Below are 23,818 nucleotides of genomic sequence, written 5' to 3'. Positions count from 1 at the left end.
TGAGGGTAAAAGAAACATGTCTGACGAATGGAAAGCGCCCGGTTCGCAAAATGCGGAAGAGGCTATCAATAGCAGGGAAGAGGCTAAAAGCTGGAAGCTTCTTGAGAAAACGCTGCTCGCCAGCGTGCAGGAGCAGCGGCGAGCGCGTCGCTGGGGGATCTTTTTCAAGCTGCTGACATTTGTATTTCTGTTTGTGGCAGTGGTCCTGCCGATGCTGGATTTCGAAGGCGGTACGTCGCGCCACTCCAGTCACACTGCGCTGATCGACGTGCAGGGCGTAATCGCCGACAAGGAATCGGCCAGTGCCGATAATATTGTCACCGCGTTGCGTGAGGCTTTCGAGGATGAAAAGACCAAGGGTGTGATCCTGCGCATCAACAGTCCGGGTGGCAGCCCTGTGCAGTCTGGGTATGTGTACGACGAGATCCGTCGTCTGCGTGCCGAGAAGCCGGATATCAAGGTTTATGCGGTGATCACTGATCTGGGGGCTTCGGGTGCTTACTACATCGCCAGTGCAGCCGATCAGATCTATGCCGACAAGGCGAGTCTGGTGGGTTCCATCGGTGTGACTGCAGCCGGTTTCGGCTTTGTCGGCACGATGGACAAGCTGGGCGTGGATCGTCGCACTTATACGTCGGGCGAGCACAAGGCATTTCTTGATCCGTTCCAGCCGCAAAAAGCCGACGAGACGCAGTTTTGGCAGAGCGTGCTGGACACGACTCATCGCCAGTTCATTGCCAGCGTCAAGCAGGGCCGTGGCGATCGTCTGAAGGACAAGGATCACCCCGAGTTGTTCTCCGGACTGATCTGGACGGGTGAGCAAGCGGTCGGGCTGGGTCTGGTTGATGGTCTGGGCAGTGCAAGTTATGTGGCGCGGGATGTGATCAAGGAAAAGAACATCGTCGAATACACCGTCGAAGAGTCACCCTTTGATCGTTTCTCGAAAAAACTGGGCACCAGTATTGCCGAGAGGATCGCCATGCTGGTGGGCTTCAATGGTCCCACGCTGCGCTGATACCGCTGTCGTGCCGCAAGCCCTGATCGCTGCCGGTCAGGGCTTTTTATTGCGCGCTCGGGTCAGGGAATGCTGATCCCTTCCTTTATAAGCATGTCCACCAGACGAATCAGTGGCAGCCCGATCAGGCTGGTCGCATCACTGCCTTCTGTGCTGCGAAACAGGCTGACGCCCAATCCCTCGGCCTTGAAGCTGCCAGCGCAGTCGTAGGGCTCTTCAGCGCGCAGGTAGCGCTCGATGCTGGCTGGGTCCAGTTCGCGCATGTGCACGGTAAAGGGTACGCAGTCGGTCTGGCATTCGCCTGTGGAGCTGTTGAGCAGTGCCAGTCCGGTCAGAAAGGTCACGCTGGCGCCACTCGCAGCGCCAAGCTGCTCCCGGGCGCGCTCGAATGTATGAGGTTTGCCCAGTATCCGGTCACCGAGGACGGCGACCTGATCGGAGCCGATGATCAGGTGCTGCGGATACTCGCCTGCCAAGGCCTCGGCTTTCTGTCTGGCAAGGCGTAACACGAGGTCGCGTGCGGCTTCGCCAGGGCGGTGGCTTTCGTCGATATCCGGGGACTTGCAGGTGAACGGAAGGCGCAGACGTGCAAGCAGTTCGCGGCGGTATGGGGAGCTGGAGGCAAGGAGCAGGGATGGCATGCGGTTCTCCGTTGGCAGAGCAGCGATTCTAATCAGTGGCCAGAGTGACGAACAGGCCTGAATTTCCTTTGACATGCCAAGGGGGCATCCCTAGAATGCTGCGCCTATGTTGAATGACCCGATTCCATCTCACGTTGACCCGCGCAAATTGTCTGATCGCGGCACTACCCTTCAGGGTGAAGTGCTGCTGGGCGATTTGAAAAGACTCTGCGACCCGCTTGCCGACACTGTCGGTACGGTGCAGGCGAAATTCGTTTTTGAACGTGACGAACGCCGTTCTGTGGTTATCCACAGTTCGATAGACGTCCCGGTCAAGATGGTTTGCCAGCGTTGTCTTGAGTTGGTCACCCTGCCGATCCACAGCGAGTGCAGTTATGCCGTGGTGAAGGAGGGTGCGAATACCCAGTCGTTACCGAAAGGTTATGACGTGCTGGAACTGGGCGAAGATCCTTTGGATCTGCTGGCATTGATCGAGGAGGAGCTATTGCTCGCCTTGCCCATTGTGCCTGCTCATCATCCTGAAGAATGCCAGCAACCGGCGGGTCTCGATGAGCCCGAACCGAGCGTGGACGAGGTAACGCGGTCCAACCCGTTCAGTGTATTGGCGCAGTTAAAGCGTGACCCAAACGTTTAGGAGTTAATCAATTATGGCTGTTCAGCAGAACAAAAAATCCCGCTCTGCCCGTGACATGCGTCGTTCGCACGATGCTCTTGAGGCAAGCACTCTGTCGGTAGAAAAGACCACTGGTGAAATTCACCTGCGTCACCACGTATCGCCAGAAGGCGTATACCGTGGTCGTAAAGTGATCGACAAGGGCGCTGACGAGTAATTTCTTGTCCGCTCCGATCATCGCGATCGACGCAATGGGCGGGGACTTCGGTCCCCGCAACATTGTTCAGGCTAGTCTTGCGTGCCTGATTGCTACTCCCTCGCTTCATTTGGCCCTCGTCGGCCAGGCCCCCTTGATTGAAGAACTGATTGCCAGCCATCGTGGTGTGGATCGCTCGCGTCTGCGTGTTGTCAATGCCAGCGAAGTCATAGGCATGGACGAGCGTCCGTCTCAGGCGCTGCGTGGCAAACCCGAATCGTCAATGCGTGTCGCCCTTGAGCTTGTAGCAAACGGTGAGGCCGGGGCGTGTGTCAGTGCGGGCAATACCGGTGCGTTGATGGCGCTCTCCCGGCATGTGCTCAAGACCTTGCCGGGTATTGATCGACCGGCGATGATCGCGGCCATTCCGACCCGTACAGGCCATTGTCAGTTGCTGGATCTGGGGGCAAATGTCGATTGCAGTGCCGAGGCACTCTATCAATTTGCCGTGATGGGGTCGGTTCTTGCGCAGATTCTCGGGGTTGCAAAGCCCAGGGTTGCTTTGCTCAATGTCGGTACGGAAGACATCAAGGGCAACCAGCAGGTCAAGCTCGCGGCGAACCTGCTGCAAGCGGCAGCGGAGCTGAACTACGTCGGTTACGTTGAAGGTGACGGTGTGTACCGGGGCGAGGCCGATGTGGTGGTGTGTGACGGATTTGTCGGTAATGTACTGCTCAAGTCGAGCGAGGGGCTGGCGACCATGATCGCCGCCAGAATCGACTCGCTGTTCAATCGTAATCTGCTCAGCAGGGCGATAGGGGTACTGGCCTTGCCATTGCTGAAGCGGCTTCAGACTGATCTGGCTCCCGCACGACACAATGGCGCGAGTCTTTTGGGGTTGCAGGGCGTTGTCGTGAAAAGCCACGGTTCTGCCAGTGTTTCCGGGTTTCAGAGTGCGATTTATCGGGCTATGACCGAGGCCTCTGAAAACCTGCCGCAACGCCTGAATAGCCAGCTCGAAGCGATGTTTAGTGACGGCCGAGGTTGAATATGTGACGCGCTTGACTGGTCAGTCATCCAAACGATCAGTCATGCATGTTTGAATACCCGCGTTCGGCCAGTCCGGACGCCCATTTTGGCGACAATAATTCAGAGGCTTGTCAAATGTCTGCATCCCTCGCATTCGTCTTTCCGGGTCAAGGCTCGCAATCGCTTGGCATGCTTGCCGAGCAAGGCAAGCAGCATCCGTTGATCCTCGATACGTTCGAGCAAGCGTCCGAGGCGCTCGGCTACGATCTCTGGGCGTTGACCCAGGACGGGCCGGCCGAGCTGCTCAATCAGACCGACAAGACCCAGCCTGCAATTCTGACCGCCTCGGTGGCCCTGTGGCACGTATGGCTGGCCGAGGGCGGGGCAATTCCTGCTTTTGTTGCCGGCCACAGCCTGGGTGAATACAGTGCGCTGGTTGCTGCGCAAAGCCTCAGCCTGGCTGACGCCGTCAAGCTGGTGGAGCGTCGCGGTCAGTTGATGCAGGAAGCCGTACCAGCCGGTCAGGGTGGCATGGCTGCCATTCTAGGGCTGGAAGATGCCGATGTGATCGCAGCCTGCGCCGAAGCGGCTCAGGGTGAGGTGGTCAGTGCGGTCAATTTCAACTCGCCGGGGCAGGTCGTCATTGCCGGTTCCGCCGAAGCGGTCAAACGCGCCATGGAACTGTGCAAGGCCCGTGGTGCCAAGCGCGCCCTGCCGTTGCCGGTCAGCGTGCCCTCGCACTGCGAGTTGATGCGCCCGGCTGCCGAGCGTTTCGCCGAGTCCATCGAAGCAATCGACTGGCAGGCGCCGGAAATTGCGTTGGTGCAAAACGTCAGCGCCAGCGCAGTCAGTGATCTGGCGACGCTCAAGCGCGATCTGCTGGAGCAATTGTACAAGCCGGTACGCTGGGTTGAATCCATTCAGTTCCTGGCAAGCCAGGGTGCAACACAACTGGTGGAATGTGGCCCTGGCAAAGTGCTGGCAGGTCTGAACAAGCGTTGCGCCGAAGGCGTGATGACCTACAACGTTGATACCCCGGATGCCTTTGCCGCCGCACGTGCGGCACTGGCCTGATTAGGAGAAGACTGCATGAGCCTTCAAGGTAAAGTTGCACTGGTAACCGGTGCCAGTCGTGGTATTGGTCAAGCCATTGCCCTGGAACTGGGACGCAATGGTGCTGTGGTCGTGGGTACTGCGACTTCCGAGTCCGGTGCCGAGCGCATCAGCGCGACGCTCAGGGAAAACGGCATTGAAGGCTTTGGCCTGATGCTCGATGTGTGTGACGCCGAGTCGGTCAATTCGGTGCTCTCCACCATTCAGGAGCGTGTTGGTGCGCCGTTGATTCTGGTCAATAATGCCGGTATCACCCGTGATAACCTGATGATGCGCATGAAAGATGACGAATGGTATGACGTCGTCAACACCAATCTGAACAGCCTTTTCCGTCTTTCGAAAGGTGTTCTGCGGGGCATGACCAAGGCTCGCTGGGGGCGTATCATCAGTATCGGTTCGGTTGTGGGTGCCATGGGCAACGCCGGTCAAGTAAACTATGCTTCCGCGAAAGCCGGGCTGGAAGGTTTCAGTCGGGCTCTGGCCCGAGAAGTGGGTTCGCGTGCGGTGACCGTGAATTCGGTGGCGCCGGGTTTCATCGATACTGATATGACGCGTGAGTTGCCAGAGGCTCAGCGTGAGTCCCTGATAACCCAGATTCCCCTGGGCCGCCTGGGGCAGGCTCAAGAGATCGCGAACGTGGTCGCTTTTCTTGCTTCGGAAGGCGCAGGCTACGTTACCGGGGCGACAATTCCTGTTAACGGCGGCATGTACATGAGCTGATGTGACTATCTGTTTCAAAAAAATGTCATACGAGCTGTCTAAAATCCGTTATAAAGCTGCAATCTATGAATGGGCGAAGGTACGGTTGGGCATAAGAGAGGAGCGTTAGGCTTGAAATTCGCAAAACCTCTTCTATACACTTACCCACTGGCCAGATGCCTGAACATTTCCACTAGGAGTTAAAACTAGGTATGAGCACCATCGAAGAGCGCGTCAAGAAAATCGTTGCCGAGCAACTTGGCGTCAAATCAGAAGAGGTTGTCAACACTGCTTCTTTCGTTGAAGACCTGGGCGCTGACTCCTTGGACACCGTTGAGCTGGTAATGGCTCTGGAAGAGGAATTCGAGACCGAAATCCCTGACGAAGAAGCGGAAAAGATCACTACCGTTCAAGCAGCAATCGATTACGTCACCAGCCATCAGGCTTAAGATTTGTAATCGCTGCCTGCTGTCACGGGAAAACCGCACTGCTTTAACCGGCGTGCGGTTTTTTCTTTAAAAAACGCTGTGATTGTTCCGTAAACAAGAGAGAAGGAGAGTCCTGTGTCGCGTAGACGCGTCGTGGTCACCGGGATGGGCATGCTTTCGCCACTGGGCAATGATGTGCACAGCAGTTGGCAAGGTATTCTGGCGGGCCGCAGTGGCATTGGCCTTATCGAGCACACGGACTTGTCAGCCTTCACCACCCGTTTCGGCGGTTCGGTCAAGGGATTCAACGTCGAAGAGTACCTGGCGCCGAAAGAAGCGCGTCGGCTCGATCTCTTTATCCAATATGGCCTTGCGGCCAGCTTTCAGGCAGTGCGTAACGCCGGCCTTGAAGTCACTGATGCAAATCGCGAGCGCATTGGCGTTGCCATGGGTTCGGGTATCGGTGGTCTGACCAACATCGAAAACAGCAGTCGTCTGCTGCACGAGCAGGGACCGGGACGGATTTCTCCGTTTTTTGTACCGGGCTCGATCATCAACATGATTTCCGGTTTTCTGTCCATCCACCTGGGTGCACAGGGACCTAACTACGCCATCGCGACAGCCTGTACCACGGCGACGCATTGCATCGGCATGGCGGCGCGCAACATTGCTTATGACGAGGCTGACGTGATGATTGCCGGTGGTGCCGAAATGGCCGCCTGTGGTCTCGGTCTTGGCGGCTTTGGCGCAGCGCGTGCGCTGTCTACCCGCAACGACGACCCGGCACGGGCCAGTCGCCCCTGGGACAAGGGCCGTGACGGCTTCGTCCTGTCCGATGGCGCGGGCGCAATGGTGCTCGAGGAGCTTGAGCACGCCAAGGCGCGTGGCGCGACGATCTACGCCGAGCTGGTCGGCTTTGGCATGAGTGGCGATGCTTACCACATGACGTCGCCGCCGGATGACGGTGCCGGTGCCGCGCGTTGCATCGTCAACGCGCTGCGCGACGCCAAGGTCAATCCCGAGCAGGTGCAGTACATCAACGCTCACGGCACCTCGACGCTGGCGGGCGATCTGGCTGAAGCCTCGGCTATCAAGTCGGTATTCGGCGATCACGCGTATAAGCTGGCAATCAGTTCGACCAAGTCGATGACCGGCCACCTGTTGGGTGCTGCGGGCGCAGTCGAAGCGATTTTCAGCGTTCTGGCAATGGTCGATCAGGTCGCTCCGCCGACCATCAACCTCGATGAGCCGGGTGAAGGCTGCGATCTGGACTTCGTACCTCACGAAGCGCGCCGGATGCCGATTGATGTTGTCCTGTCGAACTCCTTCGGGTTCGGTGGCACCAATGGCTCGCTGGTGTTCCGTCGGTTCGCCGAGTAATGCCCTGTTGGGTTGATGGTTGCCCCGCAGACACCTTGTCGGTAAAGGATCGCGGGCTGGCCTATGGTGACGGGTTGTTTGAAACCGTCGCTGTCAGGGCTGGGCAACCTGTGCTTCTGGAGCGGCACTTGCAGCGCCTTGAGCGTGGGTGTCAGCAACTGAAGATTGATGTCGACCCTGGGCAGGTTCGAACAGAGATGATCCGTTTCGCTGCGGAGCTGGGCGACGGGGTCATGAAACTGTTGCTCACGCGTGGCGACAGCCAGCGCGGTTATGCGCCCGCTCCCGATACGCAACCGCGTCGCATCCTGCAGGGCAGTCCTGCACCCGCTTATCCTGCTTCCCATGCCGACCAGGGCGTTCGCCTGTTCGCCTGTCAGACCCGTCTGGCCGAGCAGCCGCTGCTTGCCGGGCTCAAGCATCTTAACCGTCTGGAGCAAGTGGTGGCCCGTTCCGAATGGAGCGACACAGACCATGCCGAAGGGCTGATGCGTGACACTTCCGGTCGTGTGATCGAAGGGGTCTACAGCAATCTTTTTCTGGTCACTCAAGGCCGTCTGCTGACTGCTGACCTCAGTCGGTGCGGGGTCGCAGGCGTCATGCGTGCCGAATTGCTGGATCAGGCATCCACTCTGGGTGTGATGGTCGACATTCGTGACGTGCATCTCTCCGATCTGGAAGCAGCGGACGAGGTGTTTTTGTGCAACAGCGTCTATGGTGTCTGGCCAGTTAGCGGCTTTGCGGAGCTGAACTGGCCGGTTGGTCCGTTGACCCGTAAACTGCAAGGCATCGCTCGCGCCATTCTGGGTATCTGATTCGTGATCCGAAAACTATTGCTGTTGCTGGAAACCGGCATTGTCGTTGCGGGCTTATTGCTCGGCGTTGCGTTCTGGCAACAGAACAAGGCCTTGAACCAGCCGCTGGAAGTGGCTCAGGAACAGCTGCTGGACGTACCTGCGGGTTCAACACCCACCGGCGTTCTCAATCGTCTGCAGGCAGATGGCGTCATCAAGGATGCTTTCTGGCTGCGCCTCTACTGGCGTTTCAACCTGGCCAACCAGCCGCTGCACAGTGGTGAGTACCGGATGGTGCCGGGCATGAACGTAAAAGGCCTGTTCGACGTCTGGAAGCGCAAGGAAGTCGTGCAATACAGCCTGACGCTGGTCGAAGGCTGGAATTTCCGTCAGGTTCGCGCGGCGCTGGCCAAACAGGCCAAGCTTGAGCAAACCCTGGCAGGCTTGTCCGATAGCGAGCTGATGGCAAAAATCGGCCATCCCGATGTCTTCCCTGAAGGTCGCTTCTTCCCCGACACGTATCGCTACGTGCGCGGCATGACCGATGCCGAGCTGCTCAAGCAGGCCTACAGCCGTCTCGAAGAAGTGCTGGATGAAGAGTGGAATGCGAGGTCATCCGAGGCGCCGTATTCCAATCCTTATCAGGCGCTGATCATGGCATCGCTGGTCGAGAAGGAAACCGGTGTGCCTCAGGAGCGCGGTCAGATCGCAGGCGTTTTCGTGCGCCGCCTGAAGCTGGGCATGCAATTGCAGACCGACCCGACCGTGATCTATGGCATGGGCGAGCGCTACAACGGCAAGTTGACCCGGGCCAACCTTAAAGAAGCCACGCCTTACAACACCTACGTGATAGCCGGTATGCCGCCGACACCCATCTCTTTGGTGGGGCGCGAAGCGATCCATGCCGCACTGAATCCGGTGGCAGGCAGCAGCCTGTATTTCGTCGCCAAGGGTGATGGCAGTCATGTATTTTCCGACGATCTGGATGCGCACAATGCCGCCGTGCGCGAGTATCAGCTCAAGCGCCGTGCGGATTATCGATCCAGCCCGGCACCTGCGGGCGTACCCACGCCCGTGCCCGAAGCTGACTCGACGCCCTCAGAACCACTACCCGCGAACGCACCGGATGCCCCGCAATCCGAGCCGAATGCGCAATGATGACCATTAAGGATTGCCTGTGACTGGCTTGTTTATCACGCTCGAAGGCCCGGAAGGCGCGGGCAAAAGCACCAATCGCGACTATCTGGCCACCCGACTGCGGGAGCAGGGTGTCGAGGTATTGATGACCCGTGAGCCGGGTGGCACGCCACTGGCCGAGCGTATTCGCGAGCTGTTGCTGGTCCCCAGTGACGAAGCCATGAGCGCCGACACCGAACTGCTGCTGGTATTCGCGGCCCGCGCGCAGCATCTGGCTGAGGTCATTCGTCCGGCGCTGGCGCGTGGCGAGGTGGTGCTGTGTGACCGTTTCACCGATGCGACTTACGCCTACCAGGGTGGCGGCCGTGGCTTGCCTCGCGAGCGCATCGCTGCGCTGGAGCAGTTTGTTCAGGGCGATCTGCGCCCCGATCTGACGCTGGTCTTTGATCTGCCGGTTGAAATCGGTCTGTCGCGCGCAGCGGCGAGGGGCCGCCTGGACCGTTTCGAGCAGGAAGGGCGAGCGTTCTTCGACGCGGTTCGCACGACGTACCTGGACCGCGCCAAGGCCGAGCCTGCGCGCTACCGTCTGGTGGATGCCTCGCAGACCCTGGCTGAAGTCCAGGCGTTTCTCGACACATTGCTGCCTCAGTTGCTGGAGCTGCAACGTGGCTGAAGCCTACCCGTGGCAGGCGTCGCTCTGGCAGCAGATGGCGGGTCGTGCCCAACACGCTCACGCCTATCTGCTGCACGGCCCGGCGGGTATCGGCAAGCGCGCGCTGGCCGAGCGCTTGATGGCCAGCCTGCTGTGCAAGAAGCCTGTCGGGCTGGACGCCTGCGGGCAATGCAAGTCCTGCCTGTTATTGCTGGCAGGTAGCCATCCGGATAATTACGTGCTGGAGCCGGAAGAGGCGGACAAGCCGATCAAGGTCGATCAGGTACGTGATCTGGTCAGTTTCGTGGTGCAGACAGCACAGATGGGCGGTCGCAAGGTCGTTCTCGTCGAGCCGGTGGAGGCCATGAACGTCAACGCGGCCAACGCCTTGCTGAAAAGTCTCGAAGAGCCGTCGGGCAATACTGTTCTGTTACTGGTCAGCCACCAGCCAAGCCGCCTGCTGCCCACGGTCAAGAGCCGTTGCGTGCAGCAGGCGTGTCCGCTGCCCGGTGAGCAGATGAGTCTGGACTGGTTGAGCAGCGCTTTGCCCGATTGCACGCCGGACGAACGCATCGAGTTGCTGACGCTGGCCGCCGGTTCGCCGCTGGCCGCCGTATCGCTGCACGCCCAGGGCGTTCGCGAGCAGCGCGCGCTGGTGGTCGATGGCGTAAAGAAGCTTCTCAAGCAACAGCAATCCGCAAGCCAGCTGGCTGAGGGCTGGAAGGACATTCCGCTGTTGCTGCTGTTTGACTGGTTCTGCGACTGGTCGCACCTGGTCTTGCGCTATCAGATGACTCAGGACGAAGAAGGCCTTGGTCTGCATGACATGCGCAAGGTTGTTCAGTACCTGGCGCAGAAGTCATCGCGCGGCAAGGTGTTGGAGATTCAGGACTGGATACTCGCGCAGCGACAGAAAGTCATGTCCAAGGCCAATCTCAATCGGGTCTTGTTGCTTGAAGCGCTGCTGGTGCAGTGGGCAGGGCTGCCAGGACAGGCGTAGACTCTGCATTATTGAACGCCGAGGTGTTGTGATGAATGAGCCCCTGAACACAGGTCCACGTAATGGCATCCTGTCCCTTACCATAAAGGACAAGTCCGTGCTGTACGCGGCCTATATGCCATTCATTAGAAACGGCGGGCTGTTCATCCCGACCAGCAAGAGCTACAAGCTGGGCGACGAGGTGTTCATGCTGCTCAATCTGATGGACGAACCCGAGAAGGTCCCTGTTGCAGGTCGCGTGACCTGGATCACGCCGAAGGGCGCGCAGGGTAACCGAACTGCCGGTGTCGGTGTGCAATTCAATGATGGCGACAACACTGCGCGCAACCTGATCGAAACTCACCTGGTCGGCGCTCTCAAGTCCGACCGTCCAACCCATACGATGTAGATGTGTTTTTACCCATGCTTGTAGATTCCCACTGTCACCTTGATCGTCTCGACCTTACTCAACATGACGGCTCTCTGGATGCTGCGCTCGAAGCAGCGCGGGGCAGGGGTGTCGGGCATTTTCTGTGCATCGGCGTCAGCGCCGACAATGCGGGCGCGGTCAAGGCTGTCGCTGAGCGCTACGCCGACGTCGATTGCTCGGTAGGCATTCATCCGCTTGACGTCAAACCGGGTGAGATGCCGCCGCTGGACTGGTTGCTCAAGGAGCTGGATCACCCGCGTGTGGTGGCGATTGGCGAGACCGGTCTGGATTATCACTACGAGCCTGAAGCGGCCGAGTTGCAGCAGGCGTCTTTCCGGGTGCACCTGGAGGCCGCCAGAATCACCGAAAAACCGGTGATCATCCACACCCGAGGCGCGCGCGCCGATACCCTGAGCCTTTTGCGTGAAGCAGCCTTGCCCCGTGCGGGCGTGCTGCATTGCTTCACCGAAGACTGGGAAATGGCCAAGACGGCACTGGACCTGGGCTATTACATCTCGTTGTCCGGCATCGTGACCTTCCGCAATGCCGACGCCTTGCGCGACGTTGCCCGGCAGGTGCCGGCCGACCGTCTGCTGGTCGAGACCGATTCGCCGTACCTGGCGCCTATTCCTTACCGCGGCAAACCCAATCTGCCGCAGTATGTGCGTGAGGTGGCCGAGTTTCTGGCCATGCTGCGAGGCGAGTCCTACGAGCGGTTCGCGGAGCAGACCACCGCCAACTTTGCCCGCCTGTTCCCGCTGGCCCATTTGCAGCACTGAGCAGCAAACCTGGGCGACGGGTAAATCACAGGCAAAAAAAACCCGGATTCTGGGGGGGTGAAGCCGGGTTAAGACCATTAGGAGTAAAACAAAGGCACGTCATCCATTGGTACCTTTACGGGCGCACCATTTGGGGGAATGAGGCGCCAGCGTCTTGAGTATTGCCCAGGATGGCGTCCCGTCCAGTGTCTTCTGTTCGTTTTTTAAACAGTTTTGGAATACTAAAACGCTTCTTGAGTCCTCGATAAGCTGATGAAAACGAGGGCAACGCTGCGCAATGGTAAAAACATCATGGATTCCGGACGCATAGCCATTTGAGGCGTGCGGTGGTTATTTGAATCGGGTCGAGGTTATCGGTGGAGTTTTCCAACGGTTTTTTGTTGAGCCTGTCGTTGTGTCTTGATATCGGGCTGGCGAATATAGCCATGATCACGCTGTCCATGCAGCACGGGTTCTCCAAAGGTCTATGGCTGGGGCTCGGAACCTGCGTCGGTGATCTGGCCTACGCGATTCTGGCAATGCTCGGCATGGCCGTGCTGCTCCAGTATGAGACGGTTCGCTTTGTGCTCTGGCTGGGTGGCACGGCTGTACTGGCGTATTTTTGCTTCAAGATGGTGATGAGTGCGAGGACGGTCAGCACCGGCATTGCCGATCAGGATGCCCAATCAGGCGAGTCGGCGCAGAAGCTGTTTCTGCGCGGTATCTTTCTGGCGATGTCCTCGCCCAGCGCCATTCTCTGGTTCGCCGCAGTCGGCGGTGCGCTGATTGCCCGGCAAGGCTCGGATCTGGCCAGCGCATCGACCTTTCTGGCGGGTTTTCTCGTGGCAGGCGTTGTCTGGTCGATTTCCATCTGTGCGCTGGCCCACCAGGGTGGACGCTTCATGGGCGAGCGGATATTGCGCTGGTCTTATATCGCGTCAGCGTTGATATTTGCTTATTTCACACTGTATGTAGTGATCAGCGGATACATGGAGTTTGTCGCCACCGCTCCGGTGCAGGTCGACTAATTCTGATGAACCGTGCAATTTAGCGCCGAATGGGCATAATACCCGGCTTCGATTTCGATCTCTGACAGACCTTCTCATGCAGAAAGAACCTCGTAAGGTCCGTGAATTTCGCCGCCGTGAGCAGGAAATTCTCGATACCGCGCTTAAGCTGTTCCTGGAGCAGGGCGAAGACAGCGTCACCGTCGAGATGATCGCGGACGCCGTCGGCATTGGCAAAGGCACCATCTACAAGCACTTCAAGTCCAAGGCGGAAATCTACCTGCGCCTGATGCTCGACTACGAGCGGGATCTGAACGAGCTGCTGCATTCCTCGGATGTCGACAAGGACAAGGAGGCGCTTTCGCGTGCCTACTTCGAGTTCCGTATGCGTGACCCGCAGCGCTACCGGTTGTTCGACCGGCTGGAAGAGAAGGTGGTCAAGGGCAATCAGGTGCCCGAGCTGGTCGAAGAGCTGCACAAGATCCGCGCTTCCAACTTCGAGCACCTCACGTTGCTGATCAAGGGGCGCATCACCGAAGGCAAGCTCGAAGATGTACCGCCTTACTACCATTACTGCGCCGCCTGGGCACTGGTGCATGGCGCGGTCGCGCTGTACCACTCGCCGTTCTGGAGCAATGTGCTGGAAGATCAGGAAGGCTTCTTCAACTTCCTCATGGACATTGGCGTGCGCATGGGCAACAAGCGCAAGCGTGACACCGAAATCCCGGCCGAAGCCAAGCCTGATCCCGCCAGTCAGTAAGCCCCAGGCTGGCCTTGAACAATCGCTTCAAGGCTTTTGCAGCCGCCGCGCGTGACATGGCGCGGAAGCTGCATCCGACGACCATTCGCCGGTTTTCCGTCACCGGCATCTGGGAGGGGATAATGCGTAGCCTGGTTCTGCTGCTCGCGCTGTTGGCGCTGAATGGCTGCATGAAAGTCAGTGATATGGGCGAAGGCGTTCGCGAGCAATTCAGCGACGCGGGTCTGCTCGACCACAGCAGCACTCGTCGTACCGCTAACTGGCGTGTGCAGCCTGACTCATTCATTTACATCGCCCAGGGCGCTTTTGTACCTCCCGGTAAGGCTTACCCGCGTCCCAACGTCGTTGCCGAAGAGGCTTTCAAAGGCTTCGTCGAATACTTCCCTATGGTCCGTCGTGCCCCTGCGCCAATGGGGCTTGATGAAGCCATGACCGAAGCGCGCAGCGCAGGCGCACATTATCTGCTCTATACCCGTTTCGCCCGGGCCGATGACCGCATCAGCAACTGGGATCAATGGTCCGATCAGGAAGCAGTGGATCGCTTGGGCGTCGACAGCGGTGTCATTCAACTGATGTTGATCGAGACCAGCACACGCTATCTCATCGACAGCGCGCGGATTCGCAGCCGTGGCGGATTGCTGACGCTTTACGATACAAGTCCCGAAGATTTGCTAGGTCCGCCTCTTGAAGACTACGCTCGTACTCTATTGGGCGTGGAGCGCTAGAAATATCTGGCGTCCAGCCTTGAACCATCTCGGGAGAGTGGCGTGACCGATTCAAACAAGGCAGGCGATCTTTTTGCGCAGATTCCCAAAACCAAGGGTTTGCCGCCTGTTCATCTGTGGAATCCGGATTTTTGCGGCGATATTGATATGCGTATCGCCCGCGATGGCACCTGGTACTACCAGGGTACGCCGATCGGGCGCAAGCCAATGGTCCGGCTGTTCTCGACCATCATGCGACGCGATGGCGACGATTACTTTCTGATCACACCTGTGGAAAAGGTTGGCATCAAGGTTGATGACGCACCGTTCGTGGCGGTCAGTCTCGATGTGCAGGGGCAAGGTGAGGGGCAAGTGCTAAGCTTCCTGACCAATGTGGAAGACAAGGCCGAAGCCGGGCCTGAGCATCCGCTGAGGGTGGTGACGGACCCCGATACCCAGGAACCTGCGCCTTATGTTCTGGTGCGCAGCAACCTTGAAGCATTGATCCATCGCAACGTGTTCTATCAGTTGGTCGAGCTGGCGGTTTCCCGTGAAATCGACGGCCAGCGCTGGTTGGGCGTCTGGAGTCACGGGGTGTTTTTCAAGATCGGTCTCGAACCTTGAAATGTCCTGCTGCTGACGCGCTTCAATTGCCTGTCGGCAATACGGCGGTTAAAGTGCCGCTCCCTGATTTTCCTGAGGTTTTTGCATGAGCCAGTCCTTTGATATCGCCGTAGTCGGCGCAACCGGTACTGTCGGCGAAACCCTTGTACAGGTTCTGGAAGAGCGCGATTTTCCTGTCGGTAATCTGCACCTGCTGGCGAGCATCGAATCAGCCGGCCATTCCGTACCGTTCCGGGGCAAGAATGTGCGAGTGCGTGAAGTCGACGAGTTCGACTTCAGCAAGGTCCGGCTGGCCTTTTTCGCCGCAGGCCCCGCGATCAGCCGTAGTTACGCAGAGAAGGCCGTGGCGGCGGGCTGTTCGGTCGTCGACCTTTCGGGCGCTTTCCCGGCCGGGCAAGCGGCCAATATCGTGCCGGAGATCAATGCTGCGCTACTGAGCGCCAGTGGCGCGGGTGTACATCTGGTGGCCAGCCCGAGTGCTGCTGCCACTGCGGTCGCTCTGGTTCTTGCGCCCTTGCGCACTATGCTCGATCTGCACAGCGTGTCGGTAACGGCCTGTCTGGCAGTATCGGCGCTGGGCCGTGAAGGCGTGAGCGAACTGGCGCGACAGACCACTGAACTGCTCAACGTACGCCCGCTGGAAACCCGCTTCTTCGACCGTCAGATGGCCTTCAACGTGCTGGCTCAGGTCGGCACGCCGGACGAATCCGGTCACTTGCCGCTGGAACGGCGTCTGGTGGATGAGCTGCGCGAACTGTTGGCGCAGCCATCGCTCAAAGTATCAGCCACCTGCATTCAGGTGCCAGTGTTCTTCGGTGACAGTTTCACTGTCGCGCTGCGAACAACAGGTCCGGTCGATCTGGCCGCGGTCAACGCCGCGCTTGAGGCCGCACCCGGTCTTGAACTGGTCGATGCAGGCGATTACCCGACGCCGGTTGGCGATGCAGTCGGCCAGGATGTGGTTTATGTCGGTCGCGTCCGGGGTGGTACAGATGACACCGAGCAACTTAATCTGTGGCTGACTTCAGATAATGTGCGCAAAGGCGCGGCGCTCAATGCTGTGCAGGTTGGCGAATTGTTGATAAAAGGCTATGTGTAAAAGATACTTGGCAATAATTTGAACAATTTTTTCGCGGCGAGACGCCTTACACCCAAATGCAGGACTACCTCTCCGGATGTCGGAGAATCTTTAAACAAGGGATGGGCTATGGTTCAGGTTCGTAAACTGGTATTAGCAATCGCTGCTGCTTCAGCGCTGTCATCGGGTATGGCGCAGGCGCTGGGGCTCGGGGAATTGTCGGTCAAGTCGACCCTGAATCAGCCATTGGTAGCGGAAATCGAGTTGACCGAGGCGCAGGGGCTCAACGCAACGCAAGTTGTGCCCAGCCTGGCAACCACTGCCGACTTCGCTCAGGCGGGCGTCACGCGTCAGGCATTTCTCAATGACCTCACGTTCACCCCGGTGATCAACGCGAGCGGCAAAAGTGTTTTGCGGATTACGTCCAGCAAGCCGGTGCGTGAGCCCTATGTGAAGTTTCTGGTTCAAGTACTCTGGCCCAATGGCCGGTTATTGCGTGAATACAGCCTGCTGCGGCGGGGGCGGCCCGCCGCTGCGGCGGCACCTGCTCCTGCGCCAGTTGCCGCTCCGGCAGCGCCGGCCCAGCTGGCAACCGTAGCGCCGTCTGTAGAAGCCACTGCTCCCGCGGCACCTGCGCCAGCGGCCAGTGGCACGGCATTGCCGCCGCCCGCGACGGATAAGCCGGCGCAATACGTTACTGCCAACAACGACACCTTGTGGGAAATCGCCGCGAAAGTGCGCACCGCCGGAACCGTCCAGCAGACCATGCTGGCGATCCAGGCGCTGAATCCGGATGCGTTCATCGGCGGCAACATCAACCGCCTGAAGAAAGGCCAGGTGTTGCGCCTGCCGTCGCCTCAGCAGACCACTGCGCTGCCACAGCCTCAGGCCGTTACCGAAGTTTCCCGGCAGTACACCGAGTGGCGCGGGGGCCGTCGTTCGCCTGCGACCGGTACACGGCAGGTCGACGCGACCCGTCGTGATCGTGCAGGCGCTGCTCCGTCAAGCGTCGATAAGTCGGACAACCTCAGCCTGGTGTCGGCAAACGGTAAGCCTGCCGCCAAAGGCGCAGCAGGTGACGATGTCGGCAACAAGCTTGCCGTCGCTCAGGAAGCGCTTGATACCACGCGTCGTGACAATGCCGAGCTGAAAAGCCGCATGAACGATCTGCAAAGCCAGCTCGACAAGTTGCAGCGTCTGATCGAGCTGAAAAACGGTCAGTTGGCCAAGATGCAGGCCGCTGGCGCAGCCGTTCCGCCTGCTGCTGCGGTGCCTGATACCACGACACCGGCGAACGCGGCTGTACCTGCTTCGCTGGTCGATGCCAACGGCGTCCCGATCAAACCGCCTGGTGAAGTCGCTCCCGAAGATGCCTTGCCGGCAGGCGCCGCTCAGGTAGCAACGCCAGCGGCTGATCAGCCATTGGCGGTTGAACCGGTGGCGGCACCTGAAGAAGATGACACGCTGCAGAAAGTCCTTGATAACCCGGTCCTGCTGGGTCTGATTGGCGGTGCAGCGTTGTTGATTCTGGCCTTGTTGCTGTTGTTTCTGGCGCGTCGTCGCGCTGCAAAGGCTGAGGCCGAGAAACACAAGCGCATGGCCCGTGCGCTGGCTGAAGAGTCCGAGTTCGTTTCCGACATGGATCTGGACACACCACAAGCCAGCTTCGACGGGCTTGATGTGCCGCCGCCGAATGTTCGCATGGGCGCTGCCGGTGCAGCAGCAGCTGCTGCTGCGACTCGTGAGCGTCAGGCTGATCCGCTGGTGCAGGCCGAGATTCATATTGCCTACGGGCGCATGAATCAGGCAGTCGAGCTGCTTGAGGAAGCGGTTCAGGAAGATCCGAAGCGCGATGACATTCGCCTGAAGCTGATGGAAATCTACGCTGAACAAGGCAATAACAAAGCTTATGCCGCTCACGAGCGCAAGCTGGTGGCTGCGGGAAAGCCTGAAGCTGAGGTCGAGCAGCTAGAAGAACGTAACTCGACCCTGAAGCCTGCTGCACCGCTCGCTTCTGAAACTGCTGCTGCACCTTCGGCAGCGCCTGCTGTTGCGGCAGCAGCGGTTGCGGCCAGTGCTGCTGCATTGGCTGCCGAGCTTGATGCCAAGTATGTAGAAGAACTGCTGGCCGACCCTGCTGACAAGCCTGAAGAGCAAGTGGCTGCACCTGAGCCGCAAGCGACGCAGCTGGTTACTGAGCCGGTCGTCGAAGCAGATGAGTTCGATCATGACTTTGATTTGAGCCTGGACGAGTTCGAAGAGACGACCACGCCTGAAGTTTCGACCGTTGACGATCTTGATGATCTGACGCTGGACGAGCCGAAACCGGACGCGCCAATAACAGCCGCTGTGCCTGACGACGAAGAGCTGACCTTTGAGTCGATCATGCAGCAGCAGGAAGAAGCGCGGGCTGCCGCTTCGACTGAAGAGCTGGCCGACTTCGATCTGGATCTTTCCGAAGAAGACCCGGCGCTCAAGAATGAAGATGACTTCCTGCTGGGTCTTGGCGATGACTCGCTTGATCTGGGCAAGACCACGCCGCCTGTCAGCGACGATCTGGAGCTGCCGGAAGATTTCGACCTGTCGCTGGCCGACGAGATTGAAACCGATCAGGCAAGTCAGGCATTCGCCAGCGAAATCGATGACGTCAATGCCGAGCTGGATCGTCTTGCTCAGAACCTTGAGCATCCTCCGCTCGACGAGCCAAGGTTCACCGCCGAGGATGCAGCAGCGCTGGATGACGAGCCTGACTTCGACTTCATGTCCGGTACTGATGAGGCGGCGACCAAGCTTGATCTGGCGCGTGCTTACATTGATATGGGCGATGCCGACGGGGCGCGGGACATCCTCGACGAGGTGGTTACCGAAGGCGATGAGGGTCAGAAGACGGAAGCGCGTGAGATGCTTTCGCGCCTGGCCTGATTCAAACCTGCCATTCTGCAAACGGCCGCTTATGCGGCCGTTTGCCTTTCAAGCGTTCGGCTTGAGTAGCGTGTTTTTTTTGCGACCGTATAATGGCCGACTTTTCGCGAACCGACAGGCTCTACCACATTGGCGAACATAGATAACCCGGCCGCCGAGATGGCAGCCGAGGGCTTTTCCCGAATCGCGCTGGGCGTGGAGTACAAAGGCTCGCGCTATTGCGGTTGGCAGCGGCAGGCGTCCGGTGTACTGACCGTGCAGGAAACCCTCGAAGACGCGCTTTCGAAAGTGGCTGCATCGCCTGTTTCGCTAATGTGTGCCGGGCGCACTGACGCAGGCGTGCATGCCTGTGGGCAAGTGGTGCATTTCGACACGCAGGCGGAGCGCTCGCTGAAAGCCTGGGTCATGGGCGCAAACATCAACCTGCCTCATGACATTAGCGTCAGCTGGGCCAGGGTCATGCCTGCCAGCTTTCATGCACGCTTCAAGGCCATCGCTCGCCGCTATCGCTACGTGATCTACAACGATCAGATCCGCCCGGCGCATCTGAATCAGGAAATCACCTGGAATCATCGTCCGCTGGACGTAGAGCGCATGGCGCAGGCCGCCGAGTATCTGGTGGGAACGCATGACTTCAGCGCATTTCGCGCGGGTCAGTGCCAGGCCAAGTCTCCAATCAAGCAATTGCACCACCTGCGTGTGACCCGTCACGGCAAGATGATTGTGATCGACGTGCGTGCCAACGCCTTCCTCCACCATATGGTGCGCAACATCGCCGGTGTGCTGATGACCATCGGTACCGGCGAGCGTCCGGTTGAGTGGGCGCGTGATGTGCTGGAGAGTCGCGTGCGGCGTACCGGCGGCGTAACGGCCCATCCTTATGGCTTATATCTGGTTCAGGTCGAGTATCGCGACGAGTTTCCGCTGCCGGACCGCTACATCGGTCCGCACTTTCTTACAGGCTTCGCAGAACTTGACGGCTGACGGCCTGAACAGCATTTGCTAACATCCGGGACTTTCCGAAAGGACTGAGGTTTTCACCACATGTCAGCCGTTCGCAGCAAGATCTGCGGGATTACCCGCATAGAGGATGCTCTCGCCGCGGTCGAGGCCGGGGCCGACGCCATTGGCCTGGTGTTTTACCCCAAAAGCCCGCGTGCGGTGACGATCCAGCAGGCGCGCGCGATCATCGCCGCCTTGCCGCCGTTCGTGACCACCGTCGGCCTGTTCGTCAATGCCAGTCGTTGCGAACTCAATGAAACACTGGAGGCTGTTGCGCTGGATCTGTTGCAGTTTCATGGGGATGAAACGCCAGAAGAGTGTGACGGTTATCATCGTCCTTATATCAAGGCCTTGCGGGTCAAGGCGGGCGACGACATTGCCCAGGCGTGCCGCGCTTACCGCAATGCACGAGGCGTACTGCTCGACACCTATGTCGAAGGTGTACCCGGCGGCACTGGCGAAACCTTTGACTGGGCGCTGATTCCGGATGATCTGGACAAGCCGGTCATTCTGGCAGGTGGGCTGACCTCGGCCAACGTTGCGCAGGCCATTGCTCAGGTCCGGCCCTATGCCGTGGATGTGAGCGGTGGGGTGGAAAAGAGCAAGGGCATCAAGGATCGCGAAAAGATCCTGGCGTTCATGAGTGCGGTGCAGGGCGTCTGATGTGACGGCTGCGGTTCGGCCGCCGTCCATAAGCCTGTTCCCGCCGCAACAGATGCGGGTCGAATCAAATAGGCGAGGGTGCCAATGTGCACCGTCGTTGTTGCGAAAACCGGGTTGAAGGGTGTGCAGGTCAGGCCACGGGCCGATCGCTGCCCCTTCATCATCGTCCATACACGAATTTACCCGAGGGCATGCGACTGGCGTTTAAACGTCGGCCGTTCGAGCCACACCGGTACTGGAGAAACAAAGCATGAGCAACTGGTTGGTAGATAAACTGATCCCATCGATCATGCGTTCCGAGGTCAAGAAAAGCTCGGTTCCTGAAGGCCTCTGGCACAAATGCCCGTCCTGCGAAGCGGTGCTTTACCGGCCTGAGCTGGAAAAGACCATGGACGTCTGCCCCAAGTGCAACCACCACATGCGTATCGGCGCGCGCGCGCGTCTGAACATTTTCCTGGATGTCGAAGGCCGTGCCGAACTGGGCGCTGATCTGGAGCCGGTGGACCGTCTGAAATTCCGTGACGGCAAGAAGTACAAGGACCGCCTGACCGCAGCCCAGAAGCAGACCGGTGAGAAAGACGCGCTGATCTCGATGAGCGGCACCCTGCTGGGCATGCCGGTGGTGGCTTCGGCATTCGAATTCTCGTTCATGGGCGGTTCGATGGGTGCCATTGTCGGCGAGCGTTTCGTACGTGCCGCCAACTACGCGCTGGAAAATCGCTGCCCGTTCGTATGCTTCGCCGCTTCCGGCGGTGCACGCATGCAGGAAGCGCTGATCTCGTTGATGCAGATGGCCAAGACTTCTGCCGTGCTGGCGCGTCTTCGCGAAGAAGGGCTGCCGTTCATTTCCGTACTCACCGATCCTGTCTACGGCGGCGTTTCCGCGAGTCTGGCCATGCTGGGTGACGTCATCGTTGCCGAACCCAAGGCGCTGATAGGTTTCGCCGGTCCTCGCGTTATCGAACAGACCGTGCGCGAAAAGCTGCCGGAAGGCTTCCAGCGCAGTGAGTTCCTGCTGGATCACGGTGCCATCGACATGATCATCGCTCGTAGCGAGCTTCGCCCACGGCTGGGTAATCTGCTTGCGCAGATGATGGACCTGCCTACACCGCGCTTTGTTGCGCCCGTCATTGAACCGATTGTAGTTCCGCCAGCTCCGGCCTCGATATGACCCCGGCAACCCTGGGCGACTGGCTCGCCTACCTGGAGCAATTGCATCCGTCTGCCATCGACATGGGACTGGATCGCTCGCAACAGGTGGCGCAGCAGTTGGGCCTGACCAGGCCTGCCCCCAGGGTGATCACTGTCACCGGCACCAACGGCAAGGGGTCAACCTGCGCCTTTATCGCCGCGTTGCTGCAAGCCCAGGGTTTGAAGACAGGTGTCTACAGCTCGCCGCATCTGATCCGCTATAACGAGCGGGTGAGGGTGCAAGGCGTTGAAGCGACTGATGACGAATTGTGCGAAGCCTTTGCGGCCGTCGAAGCAGCGCGCGATGGCGTCACCCTGACTTACTTCGAAATGGGCACGCTGGCAGCTTTCTGGCTGTTCGAGCGCGCTCAGCTTGACGCTGTGGTGCTGGAAGTCGGCCTGGGTGGTCGTCTGGACGCCGTGAACCTGATCGATGCGGATTTCGCGCTGGTGACCAGTATCGGTGTGGATCACCCGGAGTGGCTGGGTGATAGCCGTGAGTCCGTTGCGTTCGAGAAAGCCGGGATCTTCCGATCCGGTCGTCCGGCGCTGTGTGGCGATCCCGTTCCGCCCGAACCGTTGCTGGACAAGGCTCGTGAACTGGGCTGCCCGTTGTTGTTGCGCGGTGAGGATTTCGACCTGACGGTTGGCCCGGACAGCTGGGACTGGCGCGGCGTGGCACAGGGCAAGCAGGTTGAATTGCTCGGTCTGCCATTACTTGACCTGCCCATGCAGAACGCCGCGCTGGCCCTCCAGCTGTATGCCCTGTTGGGGTATCCGCTACAGTCCGCAACGCTGGGTCAGGTTCTGGCTCGCACCCGGCTTGCCGGGCGGCTTGATCGTCGAGTTGTGCACTGGCAGGACAAACGCCTCAATCTGCTTCTGGACGTTGGTCACAATCCGCATGCCGCGCAGTTTCTGCACCAGCGTCTGGCGCAATTCCCGGTTGTCGGCAAGCGCCGCGCTGTGTTCGGTCTGCTGAATGACAAGGACCTTGAGGGAGTAGTCGCTCCTCTGTCACCGATCATTGCCGAATGGGCCGTCGCGCCGTTGCCCACACCGCGCAGCAGGCCTGCCGAAGAGTTGCAGGCAGCATTGCAGAACCTTGGCGCTCGCGTGACGTCCTATCAGAGTATTGCGCTGGCATTGGAGGCTCAATGCGCGCATGCCACGGCCGATGATGAAATTCTGCTGTTCGGATCTTTTTATTGTGTTGCCGAGGCCCTGGAATGGTTGGCCCTGCACACCGACGAGGAAGCTGCAAATGGCTTTGCTGGATAACGTAGTCAAGCAGCGGATGGTTGGAGCGCTGGTGTTGATCGCTGTGGCAGTCATCTTTTTGCCGATGCTCTTCACGCGGGAAGATGAAACTCGCCATGTGCAGGTCGAAGCGCCGTCGGCACCCCAGGCACCCGCGGCTTCACAGGTTCGTGTCGATCCTGTGCCGGTCCAGGAGCCACAGGTGCTGCCTCAGGAACCTGTTCCTGGCGATGACGACATGGCAGGCAATCAAGCCCCCTCCATGCCGATTGCGCCAGCACCTGCCCAGTCAGCGCCACCGGCAACCACAGCGCCAGCGCAGAAACCGGTAGCCAAACCGGCGCCTGCACCAGCACCAGCACCCTCTGCTCCGGCGCCTGCTCCGGCCGCTCCAGCCAAGCCCGCTGCACCGGCTGGCGTTGATGCCAATGGCCTGTCGATCAGTTGGTCGGTGCAGCTGGCCAGCATGTCCAATCGAGCCAATGCCGATAACCTGCAAAAGACGTTGCGCACTCAGGGCTACAATGCCTATATCCGTACTTCCGACGGTGTGAACCGGGTATTTGTCGGGCCGCTGATCGAGCGTGCAGAAGCTGATCGTCTGCGTGATCAACTGGACAAACAGCAGAAACTCAAAGGTATTGTGGTGCGCTTTCAGCCTGAACGAGGCTGACCGTCCGGCACCTGGTGCTGCTGCAGTGAAGTAAAATGCCTTTCGCCGGTAATCGCTGCTTACCGGCAGG

At 59.2% G+C, this 23,818-nt stretch carries 26 protein-coding genes; 25 read left to right on the top strand and 1 reads right to left on the bottom strand.

What is annotated here, in order from left to right; translation table 11 throughout:
* Positions 1-16: 16 nt before the first annotated feature.
* Positions 17-1,015: a signal peptide peptidase SppA gene (gene sppA / locus N018_RS17675; protein WP_025390361.1), complete on the top strand. Its 999-nt coding sequence runs from the start codon at positions 17-19 to the stop codon at positions 1,013-1,015.
* A gap of 62 nt (positions 1,016-1,077) precedes the next feature.
* On the opposite strand, the gene N018_RS17670 is transcribed toward sppA, so the two are convergent.
* A complete protein-coding gene (locus N018_RS17670; RefSeq protein ID WP_025390360.1) occupies positions 1,078-1,656 on the bottom strand; it encodes a Maf family protein in 579 nt (192 codons plus the stop codon).
* 106 nt (positions 1,657-1,762) lie between these two features.
* Between N018_RS17670 and N018_RS17665 the strand changes: the two genes are divergently transcribed.
* From N018_RS17665 to N018_RS17550, 24 genes are all read left to right on the top strand, one after another.
* Positions 1,763-2,290 carry a YceD family protein gene (locus tag N018_RS17665; RefSeq protein WP_002552687.1) on the top strand — a complete coding sequence of 176 codons (528 nt, stop codon included), beginning with the start codon at positions 1,763-1,765 and terminating at the stop codon, positions 2,288-2,290.
* 13 nt (positions 2,291-2,303) lie between these two features.
* Positions 2,304-2,486 (top strand): 50S ribosomal protein L32, encoded by a 183-nt coding sequence (gene rpmF / locus N018_RS17660; protein ID WP_002552688.1) that lies wholly within the window; start codon positions 2,304-2,306, stop codon positions 2,484-2,486.
* Between the two features lie 4 nt (positions 2,487-2,490).
* Positions 2,491-3,513 (top strand): phosphate acyltransferase PlsX, encoded by a 1,023-nt coding sequence (gene plsX, locus N018_RS17655; protein ID WP_025390359.1) that lies wholly within the window; start codon positions 2,491-2,493, stop codon positions 3,511-3,513.
* Positions 3,514-3,629: 116 nt separating this feature from the next.
* Positions 3,630-4,568, top strand: a complete 939-nt coding sequence (fabD, locus tag N018_RS17650; RefSeq protein WP_038401868.1) for an ACP S-malonyltransferase — start codon at positions 3,630-3,632, stop codon at positions 4,566-4,568.
* A 15-nt stretch (positions 4,569-4,583) separates the two neighbouring features.
* The gene (fabG, locus tag N018_RS17645) at positions 4,584-5,327 is read left to right on the top strand and encodes a 3-oxoacyl-ACP reductase FabG (RefSeq protein ID WP_024645702.1); all 744 of its coding nucleotides are present in this window, start codon (positions 4,584-4,586) and stop codon (positions 5,325-5,327) included.
* Between the two features lie 191 nt (positions 5,328-5,518).
* Positions 5,519-5,755, top strand: coding sequence for an acyl carrier protein (acpP, locus tag N018_RS17640; RefSeq protein ID WP_002552692.1), 237 nt, complete (start codon positions 5,519-5,521; stop codon positions 5,753-5,755).
* Between the two features lie 114 nt (positions 5,756-5,869).
* Entirely contained in the window at positions 5,870-7,114 is a 1,245-nt protein-coding gene (gene fabF / locus N018_RS17635; RefSeq protein ID WP_024645701.1) for a beta-ketoacyl-ACP synthase II, read from the top strand.
* Positions 7,114-7,929 carry an aminodeoxychorismate lyase gene (gene pabC / locus N018_RS17630; RefSeq protein ID WP_025390357.1) on the top strand — a complete coding sequence of 272 codons (816 nt, stop codon included), beginning with the start codon at positions 7,114-7,116 and terminating at the stop codon, positions 7,927-7,929. Before fabF ends, pabC begins: the two co-directional genes overlap by 1 nt.
* 3 nt (positions 7,930-7,932) lie before the next feature.
* Positions 7,933-9,066 (top strand): endolytic transglycosylase MltG, encoded by a 1,134-nt coding sequence (gene mltG, locus N018_RS17625; RefSeq protein ID WP_025390356.1) that lies wholly within the window; start codon positions 7,933-7,935, stop codon positions 9,064-9,066.
* Between the two features lie 19 nt (positions 9,067-9,085).
* Positions 9,086-9,718 carry a dTMP kinase gene (gene tmk / locus N018_RS17620; protein WP_024645698.1) on the top strand — a complete coding sequence of 211 codons (633 nt, stop codon included), beginning with the start codon at positions 9,086-9,088 and terminating at the stop codon, positions 9,716-9,718.
* Positions 9,711-10,697: a DNA polymerase III subunit delta' gene (locus N018_RS17615; protein ID WP_025390355.1), complete on the top strand. Its 987-nt coding sequence runs from the start codon at positions 9,711-9,713 to the stop codon at positions 10,695-10,697. The genes tmk and N018_RS17615 overlap by 8 nt, the downstream gene beginning before the upstream one ends.
* Before the next feature lie 31 nt (positions 10,698-10,728).
* Complete coding sequence (locus N018_RS17610; RefSeq protein WP_024645696.1) at positions 10,729-11,085, top strand: PilZ domain-containing protein; 357 nt, start codon at positions 10,729-10,731, stop codon at positions 11,083-11,085.
* A gap of 14 nt (positions 11,086-11,099) precedes the next feature.
* Positions 11,100-11,885: a TatD family hydrolase gene (locus N018_RS17605; RefSeq protein ID WP_025390354.1), complete on the top strand. Its 786-nt coding sequence runs from the start codon at positions 11,100-11,102 to the stop codon at positions 11,883-11,885.
* 356 nt (positions 11,886-12,241) lie between these two features.
* Positions 12,242-12,892 carry a LysE family translocator gene (locus N018_RS17600; protein ID WP_025390353.1) on the top strand — a complete coding sequence of 217 codons (651 nt, stop codon included), beginning with the start codon at positions 12,242-12,244 and terminating at the stop codon, positions 12,890-12,892.
* Between the two features lie 76 nt (positions 12,893-12,968).
* Positions 12,969-13,631, top strand: coding sequence for a TetR/AcrR family transcriptional regulator (locus tag N018_RS17595; RefSeq protein ID WP_025390352.1), 663 nt, complete (start codon positions 12,969-12,971; stop codon positions 13,629-13,631).
* Positions 13,632-13,753: 122 nt separating this feature from the next.
* Positions 13,754-14,356: a DUF4823 domain-containing protein gene (locus tag N018_RS17590; protein WP_024645692.1), complete on the top strand. Its 603-nt coding sequence runs from the start codon at positions 13,754-13,756 to the stop codon at positions 14,354-14,356.
* Between the two features lie 42 nt (positions 14,357-14,398).
* Positions 14,399-14,959 (top strand): DUF1285 domain-containing protein, encoded by a 561-nt coding sequence (locus tag N018_RS17585; RefSeq protein ID WP_024645691.1) that lies wholly within the window; start codon positions 14,399-14,401, stop codon positions 14,957-14,959.
* A gap of 85 nt (positions 14,960-15,044) precedes the next feature.
* Positions 15,045-16,058: an aspartate-semialdehyde dehydrogenase gene (locus tag N018_RS17580; RefSeq protein ID WP_024645690.1), complete on the top strand. Its 1,014-nt coding sequence runs from the start codon at positions 15,045-15,047 to the stop codon at positions 16,056-16,058.
* 108 nt (positions 16,059-16,166) lie between these two features.
* The gene (locus N018_RS17575) at positions 16,167-18,959 is read left to right on the top strand and encodes a FimV/HubP family polar landmark protein (protein WP_025390351.1); all 2,793 of its coding nucleotides are present in this window, start codon (positions 16,167-16,169) and stop codon (positions 18,957-18,959) included.
* A gap of 159 nt (positions 18,960-19,118) precedes the next feature.
* A complete protein-coding gene (gene truA, locus N018_RS17570) occupies positions 19,119-19,943 on the top strand; it encodes a tRNA pseudouridine(38-40) synthase TruA (RefSeq protein ID WP_032632829.1) in 825 nt (274 codons plus the stop codon).
* A gap of 60 nt (positions 19,944-20,003) precedes the next feature.
* The gene (locus N018_RS17565; RefSeq protein WP_007253378.1) at positions 20,004-20,624 is read left to right on the top strand and encodes a phosphoribosylanthranilate isomerase; all 621 of its coding nucleotides are present in this window, start codon (positions 20,004-20,006) and stop codon (positions 20,622-20,624) included.
* A gap of 250 nt (positions 20,625-20,874) precedes the next feature.
* Positions 20,875-21,795 carry an acetyl-CoA carboxylase, carboxyltransferase subunit beta gene (gene accD, locus N018_RS17560; RefSeq protein WP_025390350.1) on the top strand — a complete coding sequence of 307 codons (921 nt, stop codon included), beginning with the start codon at positions 20,875-20,877 and terminating at the stop codon, positions 21,793-21,795.
* The gene (gene folC / locus N018_RS17555) at positions 21,792-23,096 is read left to right on the top strand and encodes a bifunctional tetrahydrofolate synthase/dihydrofolate synthase (protein WP_025390349.1); all 1,305 of its coding nucleotides are present in this window, start codon (positions 21,792-21,794) and stop codon (positions 23,094-23,096) included. Before accD ends, folC begins: the two co-directional genes overlap by 4 nt.
* Positions 23,080-23,748, top strand: coding sequence for an SPOR domain-containing protein (locus tag N018_RS17550; protein ID WP_025390348.1), 669 nt, complete (start codon positions 23,080-23,082; stop codon positions 23,746-23,748). The genes folC and N018_RS17550 overlap by 17 nt, the downstream gene beginning before the upstream one ends.
* The last annotated feature ends 70 nt before the right edge of the window (positions 23,749-23,818 follow it).

The sequence above is a fragment of the Pseudomonas syringae CC1557 genome (assembly GCF_000452705.1).
Taxonomy (GTDB): Bacteria; Pseudomonadota; Gammaproteobacteria; order Pseudomonadales; family Pseudomonadaceae; genus Aquipseudomonas; species Aquipseudomonas syringae_F.
The sequence above is the reverse complement of the archived record's forward strand: the minus strand, read 5'-3'. Positions and strand labels throughout refer to the sequence as shown.

Coding starts and splice junctions, on each gene's coding strand:
- N018_RS17575 (WP_025390351.1), top strand. CDS start 16,167: ATGGTTCAGGTTCGTAAACTGGTATTAGCAATCGCTGCTGCTTCAGCG.
- N018_RS17590 (WP_024645692.1), top strand. CDS start 13,754: ATGCGTAGCCTGGTTCTGCTGCTCGCGCTGTTGGCGCTGAATGGCTGC.
- N018_RS17610 (WP_024645696.1), top strand. CDS start 10,729: ATGAATGAGCCCCTGAACACAGGTCCACGTAATGGCATCCTGTCCCTT.
- truA (WP_032632829.1), top strand. CDS start 19,119: ATGGCAGCCGAGGGCTTTTCCCGAATCGCGCTGGGCGTGGAGTACAAA.
- rpmF (WP_002552688.1), top strand. CDS start 2,304: ATGGCTGTTCAGCAGAACAAAAAATCCCGCTCTGCCCGTGACATGCGT.
- fabG (WP_024645702.1), top strand. CDS start 4,584: ATGAGCCTTCAAGGTAAAGTTGCACTGGTAACCGGTGCCAGTCGTGGT.
- N018_RS17550 (WP_025390348.1), top strand. CDS start 23,080: ATGGCTTTGCTGGATAACGTAGTCAAGCAGCGGATGGTTGGAGCGCTG.
- N018_RS17565 (WP_007253378.1), top strand. CDS start 20,004: ATGTCAGCCGTTCGCAGCAAGATCTGCGGGATTACCCGCATAGAGGAT.
- fabD (WP_038401868.1), top strand. CDS start 3,630: ATGTCTGCATCCCTCGCATTCGTCTTTCCGGGTCAAGGCTCGCAATCG.
- N018_RS17665 (WP_002552687.1), top strand. CDS start 1,763: ATGTTGAATGACCCGATTCCATCTCACGTTGACCCGCGCAAATTGTCT.
- pabC (WP_025390357.1), top strand. CDS start 7,114: ATGCCCTGTTGGGTTGATGGTTGCCCCGCAGACACCTTGTCGGTAAAG.
- N018_RS17595 (WP_025390352.1), top strand. CDS start 12,969: ATGCAGAAAGAACCTCGTAAGGTCCGTGAATTTCGCCGCCGTGAGCAG.
- N018_RS17605 (WP_025390354.1), top strand. CDS start 11,100: ATGCTTGTAGATTCCCACTGTCACCTTGATCGTCTCGACCTTACTCAA.
- N018_RS17580 (WP_024645690.1), top strand. CDS start 15,045: ATGAGCCAGTCCTTTGATATCGCCGTAGTCGGCGCAACCGGTACTGTC.
- sppA (WP_025390361.1), top strand. CDS start 17: ATGTCTGACGAATGGAAAGCGCCCGGTTCGCAAAATGCGGAAGAGGCT.
- accD (WP_025390350.1), top strand. CDS start 20,875: ATGAGCAACTGGTTGGTAGATAAACTGATCCCATCGATCATGCGTTCC.
- folC (WP_025390349.1), top strand. CDS start 21,792: ATGACCCCGGCAACCCTGGGCGACTGGCTCGCCTACCTGGAGCAATTG.
- acpP (WP_002552692.1), top strand. CDS start 5,519: ATGAGCACCATCGAAGAGCGCGTCAAGAAAATCGTTGCCGAGCAACTT.
- N018_RS17670 (WP_025390360.1), bottom strand. CDS start 1,656: ATGCCATCCCTGCTCCTTGCCTCCAGCTCCCCATACCGCCGCGAACTG.